We start from the raw sequence: 22,741 nt of genomic DNA on the forward strand, positions 1-22,741 counted from the left end.
GCGTCGGCCTACCCGATCGCGCGGAAAAGCGGAACCCCTCCCGCTTCTCACGCGGGGCGGGCACGGTGGAGTCATGGTCGTCATCGGATTCCACGCCTCGCACGAACAGATCCCGCCGAGCGCATTGCTGCGCGATGTCCAGGGTGCCGAGGCCGCCGGCTTCGACGCCGCGATGTGCTCCGACCATCTGTCGCCGTGGGGTGTCCGGCAGGGCGAGTCGGGGTTCGCCTGGTCGTGGCTGGCCGCCGCCCTGGCGACCACGCGGCTGTCGTTCGGCGTGGTGACCGCCCCCGGGCAGCGATACCACCCGGTCGTCCACGCCCAGGCGATCGCGACGCTCGGTGAGATGTTCCCCGGGCGGTTCTGGGCCGCGCTCGGCAGCGGTGAGGCGATGAACGAGCACGTCACCGGTGACAGGTGGCCGGAGAAGGACGTCCGCAACGCCCGGCTGCTCGAGAGCGCCACGGTCATGCGCCGGCTCCTCGCCGGCGAGGAGGTCAGTCACGACGGACTCATCCGCGTCGACCGGGCGCGGGTGTGGTCGCGGCCCGAGGTACCGCCGCCGTTCCTCGCCGCGGCCGTGAGCACGCAGACCGCCCGATGGGCGGGGTCGTGGGCGGACGGCTTCGCGACGGTCGCCCAGGCGCCCGAGGTGCTCCGCGACGTGATCGACGCGTACCGCGAGGGTGGTGGGACCGGACCCCTGGTGCTGCAGGTGCACGTGAGCTTCGCCGAGACCGACGCCGAGGCCATCGCGCTGGCGAAGGATCAGTGGCCGAACGGACTGGTGTCGCCGCCCGAGGCATGGGACTTCGAGCAGCCCGAGGACTTCGACCGCGCCGTCGGACAACCCGACGAGGGCCAGCTGCGCAACGCGGTGCTGGTCGATCATGATCCGGCGGCGCTCGCCGAGCGCATCGCCGACCTCGTCGACATCGGCTTCGACCGCGTGTACCTCCACCACGTCGGGCGCGACCAGACCGACTTTCTCGCGGCGTCCGAGCGCAGCATCCTCCCTCGTCTGCGGGAGCTCGTATGAGGATCACCGACACCAGCGATCTGTGGTGGAAGAGTGCGGTCGTCTACTGCCTGGACGTCGAGACCTACTTCGACTCCGACGGCGACGGCGTCGGCGACCTGCAGGGCCTCGCCGCGCGCATCGACTACCTCGCGCAGCTCGGCGTCACCTGCCTGTGGCTGATGCCGATCTACCCGAGCCCGGATCTCGACGACGGCTACGACGTGGCCGACTTCTACGGCATCGACCCGCGGCTGGGATCGTTCGGCGACTTCGTCGAGGGGGTGCGCACGGCGCGCGACCGCGGCATGCGCGTGATCGTCGATCTCGTCGTCAACCACACCTCCGACCGCCACCCCTGGTTCCTCGCGGCCAAGCGCAGCAAGGACTCGCCGTTCCGCGACTTCTACATCTGGCGGAGCGACCCGCCGCCCAAGGGCCAGAAGAACCCGGTGTTCCCGGGCGAGGCGGACGGCATCTGGGAACTCGAGGAGAAGACGGGGGAGTGGTACCTCCACAGCTTCTACGAGCACCAGCCCGACCTGAACATCGCCAATCCGAAGGTGCGCGACGAGATCGCCAAGACCGTCGGGTTCTGGCTGCAGCTCGGGGTGTCGGGATTCCGCGTCGACGCGGTGCCGTCACTGCTGGAGATCCCCGAGATGGCCGACCCGCATCAGTACCTCCGCAGCGTCCGCCAGTTCCTCCAGCGCCGATCGAGCGAGGCCATCCTCCTCGGCGAGGTCAACCTGCCCTACGACGAGCAGGTGGTGTACTTCGGCGGCGAGGACGGCGACGAGCTCACCATGCAGTTCGACTTCCTCGCGATGCAGCGGCTCTACCTGTCGCTCGTGCGGCACGACCCCGCGCCCCTCATCGGGGCGCTGCAGTCGCGGCCGGACCTTCCGACCGAGGCGCAGTTCGCCAACTTCGTGCGCAACCACGACGAGCTCACCCTGGATCAGCTGAGTGACGACGAGCGTCAGGAGGTCTTCGAGGCGCTCGCGCCCGACGAGAGCCAGCGGGTCTTCGGCCGCGGAATCGTCCGGCGGCTCCCGACGATGCTCGGCGGCGATCCCCGTCGCATCCGCATGGCCTACAGCCTGCTGTTCACCCTCCCCGGGACCCCCGTGCTCTTCTACGGCGAAGAGATCGGCATGGGCGAGAACACCGACGACAAGAGCCGCGAGGCGGTGCGGACGCCGATGCAGTGGTCGGCCGAGCGCAACGGGGGATTCTCGGATGCCGCGCCGTCGCGTCTTCCCGCGCAGCTGCCGGGCGACGGGTACGCGCCGGCCCATGTGAACGTGGCGGATCAGATCGAGGATCGCGACTCGCTCCTGCACTTCATCCGCGACCTCGTCGCGCGCTACCGCATCTCACCCGAACTCGGCTGGGGGTCGCTGGAGATCATCGCCCACGATGCGCCCGCGGTCATGGTGCACCGGCTCACCGCCGACGTCGGGTCGATGGTGGCCGTGCACAACTTCGCCGACGTGCCGACGATGATCTCGTTCGCCCTGCCCGAGGAGCCGGATGGGACGCAGCTGGTCGATCTGCTCGCCGCCGACCGTCTGCCGTTGGACGAGAAGGGGAACGTCCGCATGGAGATCGCCCCCTACGGATTCCGGTGGCTGCGGGTGTCTCGGCCCGGTGACGGGCGGGTCAGCTGAGACGCTGTGGTGAGGGCGAGGAGCGTCATAGGTTCCTCCAAGGTGGTGTGGCCATCGTCGAAGCGTCCGTGGCGGCAAATCCAGAACCGGGGAACACTATGACCATGACCGCACCCGCATCGTTGACGCGTCCGGACGGAACCCCGATCCGCGCGCTGATCGTCGACGACGAGGCCAACCTGAGCGATCTGCTCCGCATGGCGATGGCCCATGAAGGATGGGATGCGCGCACCGCCGGCAATGGTCAGGAGGCGCTGAACATGGTGCGCGAGTTCGCCCCCGACATCCTCGTCCTCGACATCATGATGCCGGGACTGGACGGCATGGAGGTGCTCACCCGGGTGCGCGCGAGTGGGAACGATGTGCCCGTGCTGTTCCTCACCGCCAAGGACGCCGTCGACGATCGCATCGCCGGCATCGCCGCGGGCGGCGACGACTACGTCACCAAGCCCTTCAACCTCGAAGAGGTCGTGGTGCGGCTGCGGAACATGGCGCGGCGACACGTCGCCGTAGTGGCAGCGAACGACCCTCGACTGAAGGTGGGAGACCTCACGCTCGATGAGGAGACCTACGAGGTCGAGCGCGACGGCACCGCGATCAGGCTGACCGCGAAGGAGTTCGAGCTGCTGCGCTATCTCATGCAGAACCCGCGGCGCGTGCTGAGCAAAGCGCAGATCCTCGACCAGGTGTGGAGCTACGATTTCGGCGGCAACTCGAGCGTGGTGGAGATCTACATCTCCTATTTGCGGAAGAAGATCGACACGCTCGGCGAACCGCTCATCCACACCGTGCGGGGGGTCGGTTACACCATCAAGCCCGTCTCATGACGCGTCGGAGATGGACGCTGCGGCGCACCCTGGTCGTCGGGACCGCGTGCGTCGTCGCCGGGGGATTCCTCGTGACGGGGGCGACCACGGTGGTGGCGCTGCAGTCGTTCGTCTACGAGCGACTCGATGCCCAGGTCCTGGAGGGACTGGAGTTCGCGGCGGGCCGCAGCGGGGAGGGGGCTCCCGACGATGCCCGCACCCCCGACCCCACCGACGAGCGGCCCACCCCGGCGCCGCGGGCGGGGACCCTGCAGGTCGTGCTCGACGGCGATGGCGACGTCGTCAGCTCGCAGTACGTCACGCCGACGGGTGCCGAACTTGTCCTGACCGACGAGCAGATCGACACCGTCGAGGCCGCCGATCTCGCCCCGCGGACACCGACGACGATCACCCTCGCCGACCTCGGCGCGTTCCGTGTGGCCGCCGACACCGGCGGCGGGACGACGGTGGTCGCGGGGCTCCCCCTGGAAGAGGTCACCGCGACCACATCCGCGTTAACCGTCATCCTCGTCGCGGTCGCCGGCGGGTCCCTCGTCGTCGTCGTCATCGCCCTCTCGGTCTTCGTGCGGCGGACGCTCCGACCCCTCGACCGGGTCGCCGACGTCGCGCAGCGGGTGGCCGCCCGTCCCCTCTCGGAGGGGGCCGTGGACATTCCCGACCGCGTCGCCCCGGCAGACGTCGATGCGCATGCCGAGGTGGGGCGCGTGGGAGCGAGCCTCAACACGCTCCTCGGGCACATCGAGGCGGCCCTGGCCGCACGGCATCGCAGCGAGGAGCGGCTCCGCCGCTTCATCGCCGACGCCAGTCACGAGCTGCGGACGCCACTGGCGTCGATCCGCGGGTACGCGCAGCTCTCGCTCGGCGAGGCTGCCCCGATGACGCCGACGCAGGAGAGGTCGTTCGATCGGATCGCCGCCGAATCGGAGCGGATGGCGTCGCTCGTCGACGACCTCCTCCTCCTGGCCCGGCTCGACGCCGGACAGCCGCTGCGACGCGAGCCGGTGAGCCTCGCCCTCCTCGCCATCGACGCCGTCAGCGACGCGCACGCTGCGGACCCCACGCGCGACTGGCGCCTGGACATCAGCGAGGAGCAGATCGAGGTCGTCGGGGATGAGAATCGGCTGCGCCAGGTCATCCTAAATCTGCTGCGGAACGCGCGCACACACACCCCGCAGGGCACGATCGTCACGACGAGACTGGCGCGCGACGGCGATGTCGCGGTGCTCGAGGTCGAGGACGACGGCCCCGGCATCGATCCGGCCATCCGCGAGGTGCTCTTCGAGAGATTCGTCCGGGGCGATTCCTCCCGCAATCGGGATGCCGGGAGCACGGGCCTCGGACTCTCGATCGCGCAGGCCATCGTCGGTGCGCACGGCGGATCCATCGGCGTCCGCAGCGCCCCGGGCCGGACGGTCTTCTCGGTCCGTCTGCCGCTCTGACCGACGGCACATCATTGCCGTGCACAGCGGCATCCGCCGATCGCACCGGGGGAGGCGATCGACGGATGCCGGTCTGACGTCAGGGGCGCTGGCCGCCCCCGCCGGGCCCGCCGGTCCCCCCGCCGGCCCCGCCGCCGGGGCCGCCCTGCCCGATCGTCGCGGTGCCCTCGGTGACCGTCGTCACCGACTCGCCGTTCACCATGACGGTGTACTCGGCATCGGCGAGGAGATCGGCCGACGAGAAGACGATCGTGGTGAACGACACCTCGGCGGTGAGGGATGCCACGGTGCCGCCGGAGGCGTCGACGAGCTCGATGAGATCGCCCGCGCTCCCCGACGCGGTCGCCGAGAGCCGCGGCTGGGTCGAGCTGTCGCCCGATGCCTGTGCGACGCCGGCGCCGCCCACCGTGGCGAGGGTCCCGCCGGTCACGGCGAAGGCGCCGTTCGCGTCCAGCGCGCCGTCGCCTCGTGCAGTCTCCGGCCCGAAGACCGTCAGCGATCCGCCCGAGACGGTCAGCGAGCCGTTCGAATCCAGTCCGTCGCCACCGGCGCGCACGATCACGGTGCCTCCGCTGACCTCGATCGTCTCGCCGGTGTCCTCCATCCCGCCGCCGGTCGAGGTCGGGCTGGCGGCGTTGATGCCGTCGTCCGAGGCGGTGATGTCGATCTCGCCTCCTTCGATCGTGACGGCCGGGGCCTCGAGCGCCTCGTAGGACTCGCTGACCGTGATCGTCCCGCCGGCGACGGCGAGCGCGGAACCGGCATGCACGGCGTCGCCCGATGCCGCCACCGACAGGGTGCTCCCGGTGAAGACGATGTCGGTGTACGCGTCGAGGCCGTCGTCGGCGGCGGTCAGGTCGATCACCCCGTCCTCGAGGAGGATGTACCCGCGGGTGTCCTCCTCCTCGTTGTCGCTCTTGATCGCATCCCCACCGGCATCGACGGTGATCGTGCCGCCCTCGATCGAGACCGAGTCCTTCCCTCGGAGGCCGTCGTCGACCGCCGTGACCGTGATGGTTCCCGCGAGGATCGCGAGGTCGTCGGTGCTGGCGATGCCGTCGTTGCCGTTCCCCGTGACGGTCAGCGAGCCGGTGCCCGTGATGGTCAGGTCGGCGGAGCTGTACAACGCCGCGTTGGCGTCCGCGTCGTCGGGGTAGGACGAGGCATCCGAGAGGGTGTTCGTGCTCCCCTCGGCGAGGGAGACGGCGACGTCGTCGGCGGTGACCACCTCGATGGCCGGTCCACCGGCGTTGGTGATGGTGACGCCGTCGAGGATCAGCACGACCTGCGCGTCGTCGGGGGCGGCGACCACCACCGAGCCCGTGAGGTCGCCGCTCAGGCGGTACACCCCGGCCTCGGTGATCGTCACCGTACCCCCCTCGGTGGTGACACCGGTGGCGGAGCTCGTCGCCCCGTCGCCGGTGAGGGCGATCTCGGACGCGTCGTCCGCCGACCATTCGTCGTCGCGCACCACGGTGGCGTTCTCGTCGGCCGCCAGCACGGCCTCGGCGGTGGTGTCCGTCGTCGTGGCGACCGTCGTCTCGCTCTGGCTGGTCTGAGATCCCGCGGAGGTGTCGGACGTCTCGGTCGGAAGTGCGACGGTGGTCGCACAGCCCGCGAGGACGAGCCCGGCGATGCTCAGCGGGATGAGGGGCAGGATCAGGCGGCGGTTGCGCATGGGGTCTCCTTCTGTCGGTTCGGGTGGTGGCGGATCGCGTCGGCGAACGGTCCGCGCAGGAGGCGCGCCCACCGATTGCGGGGGAGGTCGGGATGGAGTGCGGCGAGCCCCGTCGCGTATTTGCTGATGTTCACGGGGCGGTGCCCGGCCCGCCAGAGTGCGCGGTCGAAGGCCGATGCCGCCGAGCCCGACTTCGTCTCGATCACCAACAGGCGGGGGGTGAGGAGCGTCGTCCCCTCGACGTCGACCCAGCGCAGCTCGGTGTCGAGCGTGCAGCGGGCCGAGCCGTCGGGGGCGACGAACGTCGCGCGTCGGTAGGTCGTGGTGAGCCGGGACCCGAGGTCGTCGGCCCGTTCCTCAGCAATGCCGACGGCGTGGAGCCCTTCGGCGGCATAGCTGCGGGCGAGGTCGCTCAGCACGGTGCGCTCCCCGGCGGCGTATTCGACGCGCTCCTTCACGGTGGCGCTCCGCGCCCCGCGCGTCTTGAGCTCGAGGAAGGCCGCCTGCGAGTCGAGGTAGGTGCGGGTGCGCAGTTTGAAGCGACGTCGCCGCGGCTGCGCCGCCATCCGGAAGCTGAGCAGGTCCGGGGTGTCGAAGTAGACCGATTCATACCGGAAGGAGCGGATGCCCTCGGTGTCGAGAATGCGTGTGGCGTCGTCGAACCGGGCCACCACCTGGCGGGCCGAGTCGCGTGTCAGGACGTACTTGCGGTCGACGCGGGTCTGCAGAGACGCCTCGGCGATCAGGCTGTCGAGGTCGATAGCGTCGAAGCGGGAGAGGTCGGAGGACGTGGTCATCGTGTGCGCTCCAGGGTGAGGGAATCCGGTGCCGTCGCGGTCGCGGTCGCCGTCGTCGTCGCGGTCGCCGTCGTCGTCGAGACGGGGCGCAGGCGGTAGCGGACGTCGACCAGCGTCGTGTCGTCGACCAGGTCGAGATGCTGAACGGTGAGGGACGTCACCGTGGCGTGCAGGCGGGCCTCCAGCACGCGGCGGAGCTCAGCCTCGTCGGCGACGGCGCGATCGATCTGCACGGTCTGCTGGCGCGAGTGGCTGAGAAGCCGGGGGTGGTCCGCGATGGCCATCACGAGGAGGACGAGCCCCATCAGGGACACGGGGATCCACGGCTCGGTCGCCGGCAGGCCGCCGACGAGTCCGAGCGCGAGCGAGGAGAAGTAGTAGGCGACTTCGCGCTGAGAGATCTCCGACGAGCGGAGCCGGATGATCGACAGCACGCCGAACAGTCCGAGTCCCAGTCCGACGGCCACCTCGGAGCTTCCGAGCACCACGGTCACCGCCAGCACACCGACGTTCACTCCGAGGAAGGCCACGACGAGGTCACGGCGGCGGTGACGCCGGTAGTAGAGGGCCAAGCTCAGGATGACGGCGGCGACGATGTCGGCGGCGATGAGCAGCAGGGTGACGTTCATGGTGTCCTCTCGCGGCGGGGGATGGTGAGATTCATCCGATCGCCGGGCACTTCTGTGCTCCTTGGCCGTTCCTGTGACGGAGCCAAGCGTCGCTGACGTTCCGGGTCGGTCCGTCCGCCGGCGAAGATCACGCGGCGCTGCACCTGGTAGCTGGTGACCGCCAGCACTGTCTCGGTGATGACCTTGGCCGCGAGGAGGGGCAGCCCGAGGTCGGTGAGGAAGGTCATCCAGACGACGTTGGAGCCGAGCAGCAGCAGGGCGAGGGTCACGTAGCCGAGGCCCTGCGCGATCATCCGCTGCCGCCCGCGTCGGCGGAAGACGAATTGCCGATTGACGACGAAGTTGACCGTGGCGCTCAGCAGGCGTGCCCCCACGATCGACCCGATCAGTGACCCGGTCATCGCGGTGAGGACGAGGAGCGCGATCGTGTCGACGAGGAAGGCCAGCAGCGACGAGGCGGCGAAGGCCAGGAGGGGAGCGGTCACCCGCACCGAGTCGATGATGGGCCGGAAATGACTGGAGGTGTTGCTCTCGAGGTAGATCGTGTCGACGGCGATCTCCCGCGCCTCGAAACCCGCGCTCCGGAGCCGGAGCAGCATCTCGGTCTCGTACTCGAAGCGTTCGCCCGGCACGTCCAGGAGCCACGGCAGCATTCCCGCCGGGATGCCGCGGAGCCCGGTCTGGGTGTCGGATGCGTTCCACCCCGCCGCGATCCGGAACAGACCTCGCGCGACGGTGTTCCCCACGCGGCTGCGCAGCGGCACCGTGCCACGGAAGGCCCGGGCACCCAGTACGAGGGCCGGCTGGTGCGAGACGTCGGATGCGAGGGCGTCGGCGACGCGCTGGATGTCATGAACGATGTGCTGCCCGTCGGCGTCGGCGGTCACCACGTCGTGCCCGGGGAAGCGGGCGAGGATGTCACGGATGCCCGTCTTCAGCGCCGCACCCTTGCCGCGGTTGAGCGGGTGGGTGATCACGGTCGCACCCCGTCGGGCGGCCTCGTCGAAGACCCCCGCGAAGGCCGGGCCGCTGCCGTCGTCGACGACCACGACGTCGGACCCGACATCCGCTCTTGTCAACCGCTCCACGAGAGCCGGCAGCGCAGCGCCGGGCTGATAGGCCGGCACCAGGACGATCATGACCTCAGCCCGCCACGTAGAGGATGTCGGAGGTGCCGCGCTCGCCGCCGTTGGAGGGCTGGTTGACGACCTCGCCGTTGAAGTACAGCGTCGACGACCCGCCGCCGTCGAGGTTGTAGGCGGTGGTCGCGCCGAGGCTCGTCATGATCTCCGCGAGCTCGGTGAGTGTCACCCCCGCGCTGTACCCCGGGGATCGGCCGTCGACGACGACGAACACATAGTGGTTGTCGTCGATGATGCCGATCGCCGTGCGCGGCTGGTCGCCCTGGATGGAGTGGTTTCCGACGTTGGTGTCGACTTCGACATCCTCGATGCCGGCGACCGTCTCGCCGTCTTCGACGATCGCCGGACCGAACGACACGGTGTTCCAGACACCGTCGGCCAGCAGGTCTTCCGCGGTCGTCGCCGTCTCGTCGTACACCTCGACGTGCCCGTCGAGGAAGAACGCCAGACCCTCGCGGACTCCCTCGTCGCGATAGATCACGCCGTTGCGGATCTCGATGCCGGTCGAACGGAACCCGTAGTAGTCGCCGTTGACGGCGAGGATCGCGTCGTTGTCGGACGCGATCTGGCTGGTGGTCTCGGTGATGTTCTCGCCGAACTGGTCTTTCGCGAATGCCGAGCGCAGCTGCGTGGCATCTGTCACCGTCACGTCGGCGACGTAGTACGTGACCGTGTCGTCCCCTGTGCCCGTCGTCACGGTGGAGATCGTGATCGAGGTGTCGTCGTCCGTGTACGACGTGTCGGTGACGACCGCCGTCCCGCCGTCGTCGGTGTCGGTGCTCCCGTCGGTGTCGGTGCCGGCGTCGTCGGTGCTATCGGTGTCGGTAAGGGTGGAGTTCGCCTCCTCGTACGCCGAGACGTCGGCGATCTCGACGTGTTCGATGAGGAACCGGTCGACCGCCCAGACGGCGGTGCCGCCCAGCGAGAGCACCACGACGAGGACGGCGCCGATGGCGACGTTCGGCCACCGGCGCCGGCGCCGTTTCCGATCGTCCGCCTGAGGGGCGGAGGCGGTGGGAAGCGGGGCGGTGACGGTGTTCGGCGAGCGCATGCCCCCAGGAATACGGGGGCGGCATTGTCCGCACGTTCATGGAGCCTGAGGATTTCCGAAGAGACGACGCAGGAGGGCGGCCGCGGCAGCTAGCGTGGCCGGGTGGGAAGAGCCCGTCGCCGCCGTTCGAGATGGGTGTGGGCCGGGGTCGCCCTCGCGGTCGCGGTCGTGGCGGTGGCCCTGCCGCACCTGGACACGCAGGCGGGCGGAGTGATCCCGGCCGCGCAGGCGCTCGTTCCGCTCGGAGCCGTCGGGCTGGTGGTCCTCGCCGTCGTCCCCCTGTTCTTCCGGGCCTGGGCGGCGGCGGCGATCCTCGTCGTGGGTGCGGTGATGGCCGGACTTCCCACCCTCACGCCGCTGCGTGCCGCAGCGGAGTGCGCGACGACGACGACCGTGACCGTCGTCACCTTCAACGCCAAGTTCGCCGGAGCCGACCCCGCCCTCCTCGCGGAGCGCATCGACGAGGCGGGCGCCGACATCGTGGCGCTCGTCGAGACCGACGAGACGCACATCGACGCGGTGCTGAGCGAACGCGGGCTGGCGGCGGCTCTGCCCTACCGCACGCGTGAGACGAGCGAAGGCGGGGTGAACGGCAGCGTCATCCTCTCCGCTTTTCCGCTCCGCGATGGAGAGGACATCGAGGGGAGCGTCTTCGATCAGGTCACCGCGGTCGCGGCCCTTCCCGACGGGGAGGAGTTCCGGGTGGCGGCGGTGCACCCGCCTCCGCCCATCGGCCAGCCCGCGGACTGGCGTGCTGGACTCGGTGCGCTCGAGCAGTGGATCCGGGAGGCCCCGGATGAGCGTCTGATCGTGGCGGGCGATCTCAACGCCTCGTATGCGCATCCCGCCTTTCGGCACCTCGCTTCGACGCTGCGCACCGCGGCTGAGGCGGCGGGGCCGATCCCGTGGCCCACCTGGCCCGAGGAGCGCCCGGTGCCGGCGTTCACCGCCATCGATCACGTCCTCGCGCGCGGTGCCGTTCCGATGGCGTGGGACAGCTTCTCGGTGCCGGGGAGCGATCACCGCGGAGTGGTCGGCGAGTGGTCGCTGTGCGGAGCGTGATCGAGGGTGCGCCGCGAGTGGGCACAAGTAAGGGCCGGTCGGAGAGGCTCCCGACCGGCCCTTGTCCCTTGCACCAAGAGTGTCCTGCAATCACATGTCGGTAGCTGCCACAGCAAAACAACTACCGTGCGAGCACTCTATAACGGCGAGGTAACGAAAGGGAAGGCCTCGTCGTTACCTTTTCGTGATTCTCAGGTGGTCCATAACGTCGGCCTGGGGAGGGACAGAGTAAGGGCCGGTCGGTGAGGCTCCCGACCGGCCCTTGTCCCTTGCACCAAGAGTGTCCTGCAATCACATGTCGGTAGCTGCCACAGCAAAACAACTACCGTGCGAGCACTCTATAACGGCGAGGTAACGAAAGGGAAGGCCCTGCCGTTACCTTTTCGTGATCGATCTTCTCCGGGCTACGAGAGCACGTCCTTCGTCGCGAACCGGAGCACCGCCGCGGCTCCGAACACCACGACATAGCCGGCCTGCAGCAGGGCGTTGGCCGCGAACGAGTCCCAGATGACGGGGGAGCGGAGCAGATCGCCGAAGTCCAGCCACCGGTCGGTGAACAGCCACGGATGCAGAGCGTCCAGCTGGGGGATCGCCCCGACGATCTGCGTGGCCACGGCGAGGATCGCCGTCGCCGCCATCGCACCGATCGGCACCGTGGTCAGGGTCGAGAGGAAGAGGCCGATCGCCGAGAGGCCGATGAGCGAGATCGATGCGTAGGCGGCGACCGCGAGCAGTCGCAGCAGCCCCTCGCCCGTCGACACCTGGGCGCCCGACACGAGGGTGACCGGCCCGATCGGGAACAGGATGGCGCCCACGATCGATCCGACGAGCACCACGGTGAGGGTGGCGGCAACGCAGAACACGACGGCGCTGAGGTACTTGACCAGGAGAAGACGGATGCGACCGGCGGGCGCGATCAGCAAGTAGCGGAGGGTCCCGTGGCTCGCCTCGCCCGCGATCGCGTCGCCGGCCGTGACGCTGACGGTCAGCGGGAGGAAGAGCGGGATCGCCACGGTGAGGGCGGCCAGCCCGACGAACAGCCCATTGTCGGTGATCTGATCCAGGAACGCGGGGCCGCGCCCAGGGTCCGAGCCGCCGACGAATCGGATGGCCACGCCGAGCAGGACGGGGATGAGCGCCAGCGCGCCGAGCATCGCCCACGTTCGCCACCGTCGGAACTGCACCGACAGTTCATTGCCCAGCAGCGTGAGCGTCCCCCATCCACCGGGGGCCGACGATCGCGCGGCGACGGACTCACGCGACGACATCGAAACCCTCCCCCGTCAGCTCCACGAAGCGCTGCTCGAGGCTCTCGGTCACGACGGCGAAGCCCCGAACGCGGACACCGGCGCCGACGAGGGCCGCCACGATCGCCTCGGGAGAGGCCGTCTCGGGAAGGGAACCGGTGAGCGTCTCGCGGTCGGACGAGGCATCCGCGGCATCCGTCCCGACACCGAGCGACGCGAGCACCCCGCGCGCCGATGCGAGGTCAGGGGTCTGCACCCGCACCCGCGCCCGCGCATCCGAGCGACGGAAGTCGTCGAGGGTGCCCTGGGCGACGAGGCGGCCGCCGCTCATCACTCCGACGTGGGTGCAGAGCTGCTCGACCTCGGCGAGCAGGTGGCTGGAGACGAAGACGGTCGTGCCGTCCGCTGCGAACGAGCGGATCAGCGCCCGCACTTCGCGGGTGCCCTGCGGGTCGAGACCGTTGGTCGGCTCGTCCAGCACGAGCAGGTCGCGCGGCATGAGGAGTGCGCTTGCGAGCCCGAGGCGCTGCTTCATCCCGAGCGAGTACGCCTGCGCCTTCTTCTTCGCCGCGTGGGACAGACCGACGCGGTCGAGCGCGGTCGCCACCCGCTGTCGGCGCGTACGACCGGACGAGTGCCGATCGGCGGCGTCGAAGCGGCGGAGGTTCTGCTCACCGGTGAGGAACGGCGAGAAGGCCGGACCCTCGACGAGAGCGCCCACCCGTGGCAGGACGTTGTCCAGCGAGCGCGGCATCGCCTCTCCGAGCACCTCGGCCTCACCGCTGCTCGGGCGGACGAGGCCCAGGAGCATTCGGATCGTCGTGGTCTTCCCCGACCCGTTCGGCCCCAGGAAGCCGAAGACCGAGCCCCGGGGAACGGCGATATCGACCCCGTCGACCGCGGTCTGGCTGCCGAACCGCTTCGTCAGGCCGCGCGTCTGGACGGCCAGCTCTGCGGCGCGGGTCTCATCAGGACGGGTCGTCACCGGCGGGCGTCAGCGTCCCGCGACGTCGACCAGGAGCTGTGTGGGCACGGCGCCGATGAGGATCCGCCCGTCGTCGGTGATCATCACGCTCATCAGCGAGGTCTGGATGACCCGGCCGCCGTCCACGGCGGTGGTGAGGCTGTCGAGCATCGCCCGCTGCTCGGCGTCCATGCCCGGGTTCGCCAGTTCGACCACGGCGGACCAGCCCTCACCGACGACGCGGGGAGCCGTCTCATCCTGCGGCGTCGAGAGCTCGCCCTGTTCCCGCTCGGTCGGAAGGGGCACGTCCTTCTCGGTCACATCGAGGCCGGCGCCGGGTTCGAACGCGAAGACGCTCGCGTCGGGGGCCGAGAAGTAGACCTGCGTGAACGCGACCTGGAAGGCGGGTTCGGTGACACCCCGTGCGGTGACGGAAGCCGAGAGGGCGACGCCGGTCTCGCCGTCGATGGCGAACCGCACGTCGCCGACCAGGGTGTCGTCGGTGCGGGGTGCCAGGACCAGCTCGTAGACCTCACGTCCGGCGACCCTCGCGTCGGTGCCGACGGTCACCTCGGTACTCTCGTCCAGGCGCGCGAGCGCGTCGTCGAGCATCTCGTCGGGGGTCGGCAGCACGTCGCCGGCCTCGGGCTTCTCGGCGTCCTCTCCGTAGGCATCCCGCAGCTCTTCGTCGTCCGGCAGCACCAGCTTCGTCGCCGACTGGCTCTCGCTGTCGACGTACCAGACCTCGCGGGCCGCCTCGTCGACGTACACATTGCGCTCGCCGAGTTCGTCGAGCACCTGCAGGCGGGCGCTGTCGCCGTCGAGATACACCTTGGCGGTGTGCGAGCCGGTGACGAGCGCGATCAGATCGTCGAGTTGAGCCGACGAATCACCCTCGCCGGCAGCGTCGTCCATCGATCCCGTGAGTGCGCCGAGATCGGGGAGGCCCAGCTCCGACGTCTGCTCGATCGTGCCGCTGAGCGCCTCGACCTCGCTCGCCGCCGCGAACTCGATCAGTTCCTGCGGGGTCTTGTCCGGGAGGTCGACGGCGCCGCTGGCAGCCATCGGCACCGCGATCGCTGCCCCCGCGAGGAGGGGCACCGCAACGACCGAGGTCCAGATCAACGGACGACGGATGCGTGCGCGCGGGCCGGGGTTCATGCGACCAGGCTACGCCGGTCGCGGCGTTCCGACCCGGGTCACGGCGAACCCTCAGATTGCGTGCTGTACGCGGCGAAGGGGCGAGAACGCGACGATGAGCGCGGCGACGGCGAAGATGCCGGCAGCCACGCCGAGGGTGGTCTGGTACCCGAGCTGGACCATCAGGATGCCGGTGAGGAGGGCTCCGACGAAGAAGATGACGCGGTTGATCGTGCGGATCGTGGCGTTCATCCGTCCCTGGATGTCGTCGGGCGCGACCGACTGGCGGTAGGAGATGTCGTTCGCATCTTCGATGCCCATGCCGAGGCCCCACAGGAGTTGCGTGAGCGCGACGACGACCAGGACGGGGGCGGTGCCGCTCGCGGCGGTCAGGGGGGCGATCGCCAGGGTGAGCCAGGGGATGACCACGAGGGAGCGCCCGAGGAGGATGGCGTGCCCCGCGCCGAGGCGCGCGCCGACCCGCGGTGCGACGAGCGCCCCCGCGAAGCCGCCGATTCCGCCGGCGGCCAGGGCTATGCCGAATGCCCACGAGGGGAGGCCGAGCTCGCGCAGGACGTAGACCGCCAGCACCGTGGCGACGATGCTGTTCGCCAGGAACCAGACGTGGATCGAGATCGCCAGGGGGCGAAGCGTGCGATGCCCGTAGGTGTATCGCATGCCCTCCGCGATCTCGTGTCCGACATGTCGTCCCGGCGGTCGCGGTGAGCTCGGCGGCTCGTACACCACGATGCGGGACTGCAGGAGCGCGGCGATTGCGCTGATCATGGCCTCGATGGCGAACAGCACCGCGGGTCCCACGAGGTTCAGGAGGATCCCGCCCAGGGCGGGCCCGGCGGTTCCGGCGACGGTCTCGCTCTGGCCGAGCCGGGCGTTGGCCTGAACCAGCGAGGAGCGCGGGGCGATGCGGGGGAGGAGGGGTTGCGCGGCGGAGTCGGCGAAGAGGGTCAGCACGCCGAGCGCGAGGGTGACCGCAGCGAGGGTCCAGAAGTCCAGGGTGCCGGTGAGCAGGAGCACGGCGAGCACGATGAACACGAAGGCTCGTCCGATGCTGGTGAGCACGAGAGTCCGCTGGCGTCGCCATCGATCCATCAGCGCGCCCACCACGAGACCGAGGAAGAGGTAGGGCACGACGCTCAGCGCACTGAGGATGCTGATCTGCGACGGGGTCGCCTCGAGGATGGTGACGATGACGACCTGGATGGCGACGGTCGCCATGCTGCCGCCGACCGCCCGGAGGCTCGACGCCCCCCAGAAGTACGCGAAGGGTCGTAGCCGCAGGATCTCGCCGCCGCCTTCCCCTCCCTCGCCCATGGCCACAGACTAGGCCCGGGATGTTCGTGGAAATGTCATCCTTTCGGGGGACGCGAAGGGTCGGGACGTTCTCCTAGCCTGGTTCGCATGACTGACGTCTTCGGCTGGGCAACCGTCGCGCTCGTGCTTGTCATCCCCGTCCTTTTCATCGGTGTGGGCGTCGCGTCGCTCCGGCACCGCGACGTCGCGGACGGCTCGGTACCGTCATCCGGAGGGCTTCTCGGGTTCGACGAACTCTTCCACCCGGCGGCTCACGATGCCCGACTGGCGTGGGAGGCGGAACAGCAGATCCCCGTTCCCGCTCCGACGCCCGACCGGGGGCCTGGTGTCATCGCGAACGGGAAGACGATCGTCATCGAGGTGGCCGACTGATCTTCGCCAGGACGCAGCGCGAGGGCGTTCCCCATGTCCGGAGGGGGGACTACCGTGCTCCTCATGTCGATCGATGAGCGCACGCTGACCTGGATGCTCGATACCGACCCCGCTCTGCGGTGGCAGGTGGAGAAGGATGTCGCCCACGCGCCGCCCGAGGTCTGGCGGGCGACCCGCGATCGCGTCCCGCACGAGGGATGGGGGGCGCTGCTGCTGTCGAAGCAGGACGCCGACGGCCAGTGGGCCGGCGGCGCGTACTTTCCCGCGGGGTATTTCGACAGTGAAGAGGCGCAGCAGCCGGGGCAGCCCTGGAACGCGACGACCTGGACGTTGAAAGACCTGCGCGAGTTCGGGGTTCCCGCCCACGCGCTCGGTGGCACGGCGGACAAGCTCGCGCAGAACAGCCGCTGGGAGTACGACGACCTGCCGTACTGGGGTGGAGAAGTGGATGTGTGCATCAACTCCTTCACCCTCGCCAACGGTGCGTGGCTCGGTGTCGACATGTCGGCTCTTGCCGAGTGGTTCCGCGAGCACCGTCTCGCCGACGGGGGCTGGAACTGCGAGGCCGAGGAGGGCGACTCGGTGCGTTCGTCGTTCCATTCCACGCTCAACGCCTTGCGCGGTCTCCTCGCCTACCAGCGGATCACCGGCGACCGCTCGCTGACCGAGGTGCGGCGCAGCGGCGAGGAGTACCTGCTGTCTCGGAAGCTGCTGTACCGGGCGTCGACCGGCGAGGTGGTCGCGCCATTCGCTACGCACTTCTTGTATCCCAACCGGCATGTCTACAGCGCACTCGCAGCGCTCGACTACTTCCGGGATGCCGCGGATTTCGACGGCACCCCGCCGGACGAACGCCTCGCCGAGGCAGTAGAGCTGGTACGGAGTCAGAGGCAGCCCGACGGCACCTGGATCCAGTCCCGCCGGCTGCCCGGCCGGGTCTGGTTCCACATGGATGTTCCGGAGGGCGAGCCCTCCCCGTGGCTGACCCTCATCGGCACCCGGGTGCTTGAGTGGTGGGACACCACGCACGACGTCGCCGTCGCCTGACGGCGTCGGGGTCAGTGGTGCAGCGGGGAGCCCACGACATCGAACCGGAATCCCCCGAAATCGCCGGAAAGCAGGGGCCGAGCCTCGGCGATCTGCGCCTGCACCTCGGGTAACGACAGCGACGCCCGGTGCGCCTCGGCGCTCTTCCACAGCTCCATCACGAACACCGTGTCGGGCTGGGTGTCGTCGGCGCCGACCTCGTAGGCGAGGCACCCGATATCGGCGAGGACGCTGCTCGGCCGGGTCAGCTGGGCGATCAGCTCGTCGCGTTTTCCGGGCTGTGCGCCCAGCGTTCCGACATTCACAAAGGTCATGACGGGCACCCTAGTCCGGGGCACCCCCACGCGGTGTGCCGCTCAGGCAAGCGTCGCCAGCGACACGTCGAGGAGCGGCAGATCGTCCCGCGGCAGCACCACGGTGCACACAACGTGCGGGTCGACTCTGAATCCCGCTCCCACGACGAAAGGGTCGGTGTCGACCCGGATGCCGTTGATCTCTCGTTCGTCCACTCTCATCGTCCCCGTGGCGACGGCCGAGGGCCGCACCTGCCACGACCCATCCCGGGTCGGACCGGTGGGCAGACCCAGCTGTTCGCGGAACTGATTGCGGAGCACGTGGTTCATGTGGTCGATCAGCTGCGCCTCGAGCGACCCGTGGGGCGCGCGCGGATCCGCGTGCCACGTCGTGCGGACGGCTTCCTGCAGCATGGGATAGCGGAAGAGTTGCGCCTGCTCGACCAGCCAGGCCGGGCGTCCCCACGGAGGCTCCTCCTCGATCGCGCGCCTTGTCGCGGCATCCAGCTCCACCTCGTTGCGGGGGTCGGAACGATCATCGGGATACCGCCAGAGCGTGTACGAGAACGACACCGTCCGATGATCGAACCCTCCGGTGCCCGTCGACTCGCTGAACCCGGTAATCGGCATGCGCGTGAGGCTCGGCTGGGGAACGAGCTGCATCACCGGAAAATCGATGCTCCGAAGCCGCGCCTCAGACGCCGCGCTGGGGTCGGGGGCATCGATGGGCAGGACTCCGCCGAATTCCATCGGCCCATGGTCTCCCAGGGGAGCCGCGACACGCCAGAGCCGCCTCAACGCCGTGACTCACCCCGCCGGCGCCACCGCCCTGCGGATGAGCCCGCGGATCTTCTTCTCCGCCGCTTCGGTCATCTCGAGCAGGGCGAAGGAGACGGCCCACATCTCGCCGTCGTCGATCGCAGCGTCCTCGGCGAAGTTGACTGTCCCGTACCGCGTGTCGAACTTCGACGCCGGCTGGTAGAAGAGGATGTTCTTCCCGTCCTGGGCATAGGTCGGGAACCCGTACCAGGTCTTCGGGTCGAGGCCCGGTGCCTCTTCACTCACCATCACGTGCAGGCGTTCGGCGATCGCCCGATCGGTCTCGGGCAGCTCGGCGATGGCGGAGAGGCACGCCTCGAGCTCCTTCGCCTTCTTCGCGGCGCCCTTGACGCCCTTCATCGACCGCAGCTCCTCGGCGCGCTGCTGCATCGCCGCACGCTCGGTGTCGCTGAAGCCGGACTTCGTGGTGGAGCTCTCCGGTGCCATCTCAGGCATCCCCTTTCTGCTGGAGGCGGATCAGATTGCCCGCCGGGTCTCGGAACGCCGCGTCGCGAACCCCGTAATCCTGCTCGATCGGCTCTTGCACGATGTCGGCACCGGCGGCTTCGATGCGCTCGAAGACCGCGTCGAGGTCATCCGTGGCGAGATTCACTCCGAAGTAGCTCCCCTTGGCGATGAGGCCGAGCAGCATGTCGCGCTCGTCATCGGAGATGTCGGTGCCGACGGCCGGCGGGTGCAGGACGATCGCCGTGTCGGGCTGGCCCGGGGGGCCGACCGTGATCCAGCGCATGTCGTCGTAGCCGACATCGAGCCTGACCTCGAAACCCAGAACATCGCGGTAGAAGGTCAGGGATGCTTCGGGGTCGGTGTGCGGCAGGAAACTCGAGTGAATCGTGATGTCCATGGCTTCACGCTAGGACCCACGCTCGGAGTGCGCTTCTCGATTCCTGATCGGTCTGGTCACCTGCCGGGCGATGCACGGCAGCATCCCGGGCCGGAACGGCGCTCCACGTTCGCGATAGACGCTCGGCGGGACGCCGACGAGCTCGGTGAAGCGGGTGCTGAAGGTACCGAGCGACTGGCATCCGACCTCGAAGCAGACCTCCGTCACCGAGAGATCGCCGCGACGCAGGAGGGCCATGGCCCGTTCGATGCGACGCGTCATCAGATAGGCGTACGGCGACTCGCCGTAGGCGAGCTGGAATTGGCGACTGAGGTGTCCCGCCGACATGTGCACGCCGCGGGCGAGGGAGGTGACATCGAGCGGGCGGGCGTACTCGCGGTCCATCCTGTCTCGCACCCGGCGCATCAGCACGAGGGTCTCGAGGTCGGGTCGCTTGCCCACGCCCCGATGATCGCACGAGGCGGCGGGGTCGTGTCGACCGCCGCCTCGTCACTCCTCGTCGATGATGGCGTCCTCCGCCGTCGCCATCGCCGCCGCGCCCTCCTCCGGGGACTCCGAGCCGGCGTCGGCCGCCGAGTTCTTCTCTCCGTCCGCGAGGGGCTCGGAGCTGGTCGATGGGTCGTCGATGTCGCGGTCGCTCAATCTGGTGCCTCCTGTCGTCGTCAGCCCGAGGGGTTGTCTACGGGCTGGTCGTCCTCATCGGTGGTCTCGGGCAGGTCGTCGTGCCCCGGCGGCCGGACCCCGTTCCGCGACTCGTCGTGCTCACTGCGCCCGCTCATCGGTTCGCGATCCGCTGCAGGATGCCGACGACGGGCCGCTGCTGTTCGCCCTGCTGGGCGCTGAGCACGATGAGGACGGCGGTCAATGCGGGAAGAGTCCACTGGGCGATGCGCTGCTGACGCTGGGCGGATGCGAGAGTGTCCGAGGCCTCGGGTCCGGGTTCGGTGACGCCCTCCCCGCCTTCATCGGCGTGGCGGGCGATATAGGCTCCCAGCATCCCCGTGTACACGGTCGCGACGATCGCGGCCGCGGTGACGACAGCCTTGATCACGGTGTTCGTCCTCGCTTCGGGTTGTCCGGCGAGACGGGCCCTGTTGGCGAGGATGAGGCCGACGCCTCCGACGCCGTGGACGATCATCGCGGCGAGCTGCACGGGGGCCCATCGGGCCCACCCTGCGGACGAGATGCGAAGCCGTTCCGAGCCGTCCCGCGCTGCGGCGGCACCGCCGTTCAGGCCCACCGCTCCCATCAACGTGCCGCCGAACCACGCCGCCAGACCCAGATCGTGAAGGGCGCGGACGACGGTGGACCGGCCGCCGGTCACGCTGCTGTGTGTTCCCATAGGTGTCTCCTGTTACGTCGTGTCGTATTGCCGCGCTGTGCGGCCGGGGCCGTGCGGAGTGCGAGGTCAGAGGCTTCGGCGCTGTGCGACGAGCGGGCAGTCGAAGGGGTCACGTTCACCGAGGCCGACCCGGTTGATGTAGCGCACCACGATCGCGTACGACGCGATCAGACCCGTCTCGGTGTAGGGGATGCCGAGACGGAGACAGTAGGCGCGGACGATCGGTGCTGCGCGCCGAAGGTGAGGACGCGGCATCGAGGGGAAGAGGTGATGCTCGATCTGATAGTTCAGGCCCCCCATGAACGTGTCGACGAAGCGACCGCCCCGGATGTTGCGACTCATGAGCACCTGGCGACGAAGGAAGTCGAGTTTCAGCCCCGCCGGCACGAGCGGCATTCCCTTGTGGTTGGGTGCGAACGACGCGCCCATGTACACCCCGAAGACGCCGAGCTGAACGACCAGGAACACCACGGCGATGCCGGGGGAGAGGACGAGGAACACCAGCGTGAGGAATCCGCCGATCCGGAGGGTGAGGAAGAGGATCTCGACCCAGCGGCGGTCGACGGGCTCGCGTCTGAACACCCGTGCGATCCCGGAGGCGTGGAGCGAGACCCCCTCGAGGAGCAGCACCGGGAAGAAGAACGCTCCCTGGTGGCTCACCACCCACGCCGACGCCCGCCCCCGGCGCCGTTGCACCTGCTCGGGGGTGAAGGAGATCACCGGCAGCTCGATGTCGGGATCGGAGCCTTCCTTGTTGGGGTTGGCGTGGTGCCGGGTGTGCTTGTGCCGCCACCACCCGTAGCTCATCCCCACCAGCAGGTCGCCGATCACCAGGCTCGTCCAGTCGTTCCACTTGCCTGCGACGAAGATCTGCCGGTGGGCGGCGTCATGGCCGAGGAACGCGATCTGGGTGAAGACGACAGCGAAGGCGACGGCGGTGAACAGCTGCCACCAGCTGTCCCCGACGACGATGAAGGCAGCCACCACGGCGGCCAACGTCAGCGGCAGCAGCACGAGCTTCGACCAGTAGTAGCCGTATCGTCTTCGCAGCAGCCCCGCGCCGCGGATGCGCGCGGAGAGCTCCGTGAAGTCGCTGATCCCGGTGCCCCGCACAGCGTCCGACGATCCGGTCATGACGACAGCGGCGGCCATGAGATGCTCCCGTCCACGCGTCCGCGTGCTCGATCGAGAAGAGAAGCGACCGAGGTCTGGGGCAACTTGTGCTCAGAGTACGTCCGCGCTGTCGAGAAGGCAAGGAGCTCGCGCAGACGGGGCGGCGATGATCGCCCGCGGACTCAGACGGCGAGGCGGCCGGTGATGATCGCCTCCGCCACGAGGCTCAGCCGGGTCTGCGAGGTGCGCGCGTGAGCGCGAATCCTCTGGAATGCCGCCTCCATGTCGATGCCTTCGAGCTGAGCGACGTAGCCTTTCGCCTGTTCGATGACCACTCGGCTGTCCAGAGCCCGCTGAAGTTGGGCCCGGGCGAGCGCGGACTCCTCGGCCGTGCGCTGCTGGAGGATGCTGATCGTGGCGATATCGGCGAGGGTCTTCGCTGCCGTCGCATCGGGTTCGTTGAGGGCGCCGATCCGCTCGCCGAACAGGTTCAGCGATCCGATGGTCGTGCTGCGCAGCCGCATCGGGATGGCGTGCAGCGAGGCGAAGCCCGATTCCATCGCCAAGCTGGCGAAGGCGGGCCACCGGTCGGAGATGTGCGAGAGGTCGGGGACCGAGACGACCCGACCTGTCGCGACCGCTTCGACGCACGGTCCTTCTCCGACACGAAGCTGCATCAGGCCCACGAACTCGCTGCGCTCACTGGTCGAGACGATCACTTCGAGATCTCCCTCCGGCCCCCGGAGCAGGATGCCGGCGGCGACGATGTCGAAGATCGTGGTGCACTCGTCGACGAGCACCTGCAGAAGCTCCACGACGTCGAAGTCATCGACGAGCGAGTCAGCGAGCACCCCGACGGTGTGCAGGAGCTGATCTTCCCGGGTGCTCATA

The 22,741-nt window shown here is 69.3% G+C and carries 25 protein-coding genes; 7 read left to right on the forward strand and 18 right to left on the reverse strand.

The genetic code is table 11. The annotated features are described in order from the left end of the window. Window positions 1–73 precede the first annotated feature (73 nt). The 4 genes from T9R20_RS04245 (at window position 74) to T9R20_RS04260 (ending at window position 4,957) form a co-directional block, all read left to right on the forward strand. Entirely contained in the window at window positions 74–1,039 is a 966-nt protein-coding gene (locus tag T9R20_RS04245; RefSeq protein ID WP_322411304.1) for a TIGR03885 family FMN-dependent LLM class oxidoreductase, read from the forward strand. Beyond that, window positions 1,036–2,691 (forward strand): alpha-amylase family protein, encoded by a 1,656-nt coding sequence (locus T9R20_RS04250; protein WP_322411305.1) that lies wholly within the window; start codon window positions 1,036–1,038, stop codon window positions 2,689–2,691. The genes T9R20_RS04245 and T9R20_RS04250 overlap by 4 nt, the downstream gene beginning before the upstream one ends. 104 nt (window positions 2,692–2,795) lie before the next feature. Next, window positions 2,796–3,518, forward strand: a complete 723-nt coding sequence (locus T9R20_RS04255; protein ID WP_416182939.1) for a response regulator transcription factor — start codon at window positions 2,796–2,798, stop codon at window positions 3,516–3,518. Further along, complete coding sequence (locus T9R20_RS04260; protein ID WP_322411306.1) at window positions 3,515–4,957, forward strand: HAMP domain-containing sensor histidine kinase; 1,443 nt, start codon at window positions 3,515–3,517, stop codon at window positions 4,955–4,957. Before T9R20_RS04255 ends, T9R20_RS04260 begins: the two co-directional genes overlap by 4 nt. Window positions 4,958–5,036: 79 nt before the next feature. Here T9R20_RS04260 and T9R20_RS04265 read toward each other — a convergent pair whose 3' ends face one another. Genes T9R20_RS04265 through T9R20_RS04285 form a run of 5 tightly spaced genes read right to left on the reverse strand, consistent with a single transcriptional unit; the run spans window position 5,037 to window position 10,254 of the window. Then, the gene (locus T9R20_RS04265) at window positions 5,037–6,635 is read right to left on the reverse strand and encodes a carbohydrate-binding domain-containing protein (protein WP_322411307.1); all 1,599 of its coding nucleotides are present in this window, start codon (window positions 6,633–6,635) and stop codon (window positions 5,037–5,039) included. Beyond that, on the reverse strand, window positions 6,617–7,432 hold the full coding sequence (locus T9R20_RS04270; protein WP_322411308.1) for a polyphosphate polymerase domain-containing protein: 816 nt from the start codon (window positions 7,430–7,432) through the stop codon (window positions 6,617–6,619). Before T9R20_RS04270 ends, T9R20_RS04265 begins: the two co-directional genes overlap by 19 nt. Continuing rightward, entirely contained in the window at window positions 7,429–8,061 is a 633-nt protein-coding gene (locus T9R20_RS04275) for a DUF4956 domain-containing protein (protein ID WP_322411309.1), read from the reverse strand. Before T9R20_RS04275 ends, T9R20_RS04270 begins: the two co-directional genes overlap by 4 nt. Beyond that, on the reverse strand, window positions 8,058–9,200 hold the full coding sequence (locus tag T9R20_RS04280; RefSeq protein ID WP_322411310.1) for a bifunctional glycosyltransferase family 2/GtrA family protein: 1,143 nt from the start codon (window positions 9,198–9,200) through the stop codon (window positions 8,058–8,060). The genes T9R20_RS04275 and T9R20_RS04280 overlap by 4 nt, the downstream gene beginning before the upstream one ends. 4 nt (window positions 9,201–9,204) lie before the next feature. Continuing rightward, window positions 9,205–10,254 (reverse strand): phosphodiester glycosidase family protein, encoded by a 1,050-nt coding sequence (locus T9R20_RS04285; protein WP_322411311.1) that lies wholly within the window; start codon window positions 10,252–10,254, stop codon window positions 9,205–9,207. Between the two features lie 102 nt (window positions 10,255–10,356). Between T9R20_RS04285 and T9R20_RS04290 the strand changes: the two genes are divergently transcribed. Beyond that, window positions 10,357–11,316, forward strand: coding sequence for an endonuclease/exonuclease/phosphatase family protein (locus T9R20_RS04290; RefSeq protein WP_322411312.1), 960 nt, complete (start codon window positions 10,357–10,359; stop codon window positions 11,314–11,316). Window positions 11,317–11,720: 404 nt separating this feature from the next. Here the strand turns inward: T9R20_RS04290 and T9R20_RS04295 are convergent, their stop codons facing one another. From T9R20_RS04295 to T9R20_RS04310, 4 genes are read right to left on the reverse strand one after another with little or no spacing between them, the layout of a single operon-like run. Next, the gene (locus tag T9R20_RS04295; protein ID WP_322411313.1) at window positions 11,721–12,584 is read right to left on the reverse strand and encodes an ABC transporter permease; all 864 of its coding nucleotides are present in this window, start codon (window positions 12,582–12,584) and stop codon (window positions 11,721–11,723) included. Then, window positions 12,571–13,548: an ABC transporter ATP-binding protein gene (locus tag T9R20_RS04300; protein WP_322411314.1), complete on the reverse strand. Its 978-nt coding sequence runs from the start codon at window positions 13,546–13,548 to the stop codon at window positions 12,571–12,573. The genes T9R20_RS04295 and T9R20_RS04300 overlap by 14 nt, the downstream gene beginning before the upstream one ends. Window positions 13,549–13,557: 9 nt before the next feature. Continuing rightward, complete coding sequence (locus tag T9R20_RS04305; protein WP_322411315.1) at window positions 13,558–14,688, reverse strand: hypothetical protein; 1,131 nt, start codon at window positions 14,686–14,688, stop codon at window positions 13,558–13,560. Window positions 14,689–14,739: 51 nt separating this feature from the next. Next, the gene (locus tag T9R20_RS04310; RefSeq protein WP_322411316.1) at window positions 14,740–15,999 is read right to left on the reverse strand and encodes an MFS transporter; all 1,260 of its coding nucleotides are present in this window, start codon (window positions 15,997–15,999) and stop codon (window positions 14,740–14,742) included. 87 nt (window positions 16,000–16,086) lie between these two features. Here T9R20_RS04310 and T9R20_RS04315 point away from each other — a divergent pair, with 87 nt between their 5' ends. Together T9R20_RS04315 and T9R20_RS04320 are read left to right on the forward strand one after the other, a co-directional pair. Further along, complete coding sequence (locus T9R20_RS04315; protein WP_322411317.1) at window positions 16,087–16,371, forward strand: hypothetical protein; 285 nt, start codon at window positions 16,087–16,089, stop codon at window positions 16,369–16,371. A gap of 63 nt (window positions 16,372–16,434) precedes the next feature. Further along, window positions 16,435–17,418: a squalene cyclase gene (locus T9R20_RS04320; protein ID WP_322411318.1), complete on the forward strand. Its 984-nt coding sequence runs from the start codon at window positions 16,435–16,437 to the stop codon at window positions 17,416–17,418. A gap of 11 nt (window positions 17,419–17,429) precedes the next feature. Here T9R20_RS04320 and T9R20_RS04325 read toward each other — a convergent pair whose 3' ends face one another. From T9R20_RS04325 to T9R20_RS04365, 9 genes are all read right to left on the reverse strand, one after another. After that, window positions 17,430–17,732: a putative quinol monooxygenase gene (locus T9R20_RS04325; protein ID WP_322411319.1), complete on the reverse strand. Its 303-nt coding sequence runs from the start codon at window positions 17,730–17,732 to the stop codon at window positions 17,430–17,432. 42 nt (window positions 17,733–17,774) lie between these two features. Continuing rightward, complete coding sequence (locus T9R20_RS04330) at window positions 17,775–18,461, reverse strand: hypothetical protein (protein WP_322411320.1); 687 nt, start codon at window positions 18,459–18,461, stop codon at window positions 17,775–17,777. A gap of 57 nt (window positions 18,462–18,518) precedes the next feature. Then, on the reverse strand, window positions 18,519–18,977 hold the full coding sequence (locus T9R20_RS04335) for a hypothetical protein (protein WP_322411321.1): 459 nt from the start codon (window positions 18,975–18,977) through the stop codon (window positions 18,519–18,521). A gap of 1 nt (window position 18,978) precedes the next feature. After that, on the reverse strand, window positions 18,979–19,395 hold the full coding sequence (locus T9R20_RS04340) for a VOC family protein (RefSeq protein ID WP_322411322.1): 417 nt from the start codon (window positions 19,393–19,395) through the stop codon (window positions 18,979–18,981). A 9-nt stretch (window positions 19,396–19,404) separates the two neighbouring features. Then, a complete protein-coding gene (locus T9R20_RS04345; protein WP_322412099.1) occupies window positions 19,405–19,800 on the reverse strand; it encodes a helix-turn-helix transcriptional regulator in 396 nt (131 codons plus the stop codon). A gap of 84 nt (window positions 19,801–19,884) precedes the next feature. Then, window positions 19,885–20,037, reverse strand: a complete 153-nt coding sequence (locus tag T9R20_RS04350) for a hypothetical protein (RefSeq protein WP_322411323.1) — start codon at window positions 20,035–20,037, stop codon at window positions 19,885–19,887. 133 nt (window positions 20,038–20,170) lie between these two features. Then, window positions 20,171–20,737, reverse strand: a complete 567-nt coding sequence (locus T9R20_RS04355) for a hypothetical protein (protein WP_322411324.1) — start codon at window positions 20,735–20,737, stop codon at window positions 20,171–20,173. Window positions 20,738–20,803: 66 nt separating this feature from the next. Then, entirely contained in the window at window positions 20,804–21,889 is a 1,086-nt protein-coding gene (locus tag T9R20_RS04360; protein WP_322411325.1) for an acyl-CoA desaturase, read from the reverse strand. Window positions 21,890–22,032: 143 nt separating this feature from the next. Beyond that, window positions 22,033–22,740 carry a GAF and ANTAR domain-containing protein gene (locus T9R20_RS04365; RefSeq protein ID WP_322411326.1) on the reverse strand — a complete coding sequence of 236 codons (708 nt, stop codon included), beginning with the start codon at window positions 22,738–22,740 and terminating at the stop codon, window positions 22,033–22,035. Window position 22,741: the final 1 nt, after the last annotated feature.

Source organism: Microbacterium invictum (assembly GCF_034421375.1).
Lineage (GTDB): Bacteria > Actinomycetota > Actinomycetes > Actinomycetales > Microbacteriaceae > Microbacterium > Microbacterium invictum_A.

Excerpts from the sequence above, each read along its gene's own strand:
- T9R20_RS04355 (WP_322411324.1), bottom strand. The coding sequence starts at position 20,737 with ATGGGAACACACAGCAGCGTGACCGGCGGCCGGTCCACCGTCGTCCGC.
- T9R20_RS04265 (WP_322411307.1), bottom strand. The coding sequence starts at position 6,635 with ATGCGCAACCGCCGCCTGATCCTGCCCCTCATCCCGCTGAGCATCGCC.
- T9R20_RS04360 (WP_322411325.1), bottom strand. The coding sequence starts at position 21,889 with ATGGCCGCCGCTGTCGTCATGACCGGATCGTCGGACGCTGTGCGGGGC.
- T9R20_RS04305 (WP_322411315.1), bottom strand. The coding sequence starts at position 14,688 with ATGAACCCCGGCCCGCGCGCACGCATCCGTCGTCCGTTGATCTGGACC.
- T9R20_RS04255 (WP_416182939.1), top strand. The coding sequence starts at position 2,796 with ATGACCGCACCCGCATCGTTGACGCGTCCGGACGGAACCCCGATCCGC.
- T9R20_RS04245 (WP_322411304.1), top strand. The coding sequence starts at position 74 with ATGGTCGTCATCGGATTCCACGCCTCGCACGAACAGATCCCGCCGAGC.
- T9R20_RS04315 (WP_322411317.1), top strand. The coding sequence starts at position 16,087 with ATGACTGACGTCTTCGGCTGGGCAACCGTCGCGCTCGTGCTTGTCATC.
- T9R20_RS04285 (WP_322411311.1), bottom strand. The coding sequence starts at position 10,254 with ATGCGCTCGCCGAACACCGTCACCGCCCCGCTTCCCACCGCCTCCGCC.
- T9R20_RS04320 (WP_322411318.1), top strand. The coding sequence starts at position 16,435 with ATGTCGATCGATGAGCGCACGCTGACCTGGATGCTCGATACCGACCCC.
- T9R20_RS04280 (WP_322411310.1), bottom strand. The coding sequence starts at position 9,200 with ATGATCGTCCTGGTGCCGGCCTATCAGCCCGGCGCTGCGCTGCCGGCT.
- T9R20_RS04335 (WP_322411321.1), bottom strand. The coding sequence starts at position 18,977 with ATGGCACCGGAGAGCTCCACCACGAAGTCCGGCTTCAGCGACACCGAG.
- T9R20_RS04270 (WP_322411308.1), bottom strand. The coding sequence starts at position 7,432 with ATGACCACGTCCTCCGACCTCTCCCGCTTCGACGCTATCGACCTCGAC.
- T9R20_RS04345 (WP_322412099.1), bottom strand. The coding sequence starts at position 19,800 with ATGCGCCGGGTGCGAGACAGGATGGACCGCGAGTACGCCCGCCCGCTC.
- T9R20_RS04260 (WP_322411306.1), top strand. The coding sequence starts at position 3,515 with ATGACGCGTCGGAGATGGACGCTGCGGCGCACCCTGGTCGTCGGGACC.
- T9R20_RS04275 (WP_322411309.1), bottom strand. The coding sequence starts at position 8,061 with ATGAACGTCACCCTGCTGCTCATCGCCGCCGACATCGTCGCCGCCGTC.
- T9R20_RS04250 (WP_322411305.1), top strand. The coding sequence starts at position 1,036 with ATGAGGATCACCGACACCAGCGATCTGTGGTGGAAGAGTGCGGTCGTC.
- T9R20_RS04295 (WP_322411313.1), bottom strand. The coding sequence starts at position 12,584 with ATGTCGTCGCGTGAGTCCGTCGCCGCGCGATCGTCGGCCCCCGGTGGA.
- T9R20_RS04310 (WP_322411316.1), bottom strand. The coding sequence starts at position 15,999 with ATGGGCGAGGGAGGGGAAGGCGGCGGCGAGATCCTGCGGCTACGACCC.
- T9R20_RS04330 (WP_322411320.1), bottom strand. The coding sequence starts at position 18,461 with ATGGAATTCGGCGGAGTCCTGCCCATCGATGCCCCCGACCCCAGCGCG.
- T9R20_RS04325 (WP_322411319.1), bottom strand. The coding sequence starts at position 17,732 with ATGACCTTTGTGAATGTCGGAACGCTGGGCGCACAGCCCGGAAAACGC.
- T9R20_RS04340 (WP_322411322.1), bottom strand. The coding sequence starts at position 19,395 with ATGGACATCACGATTCACTCGAGTTTCCTGCCGCACACCGACCCCGAA.
- T9R20_RS04365 (WP_322411326.1), bottom strand. The coding sequence starts at position 22,740 with ATGAGCACCCGGGAAGATCAGCTCCTGCACACCGTCGGGGTGCTCGCT.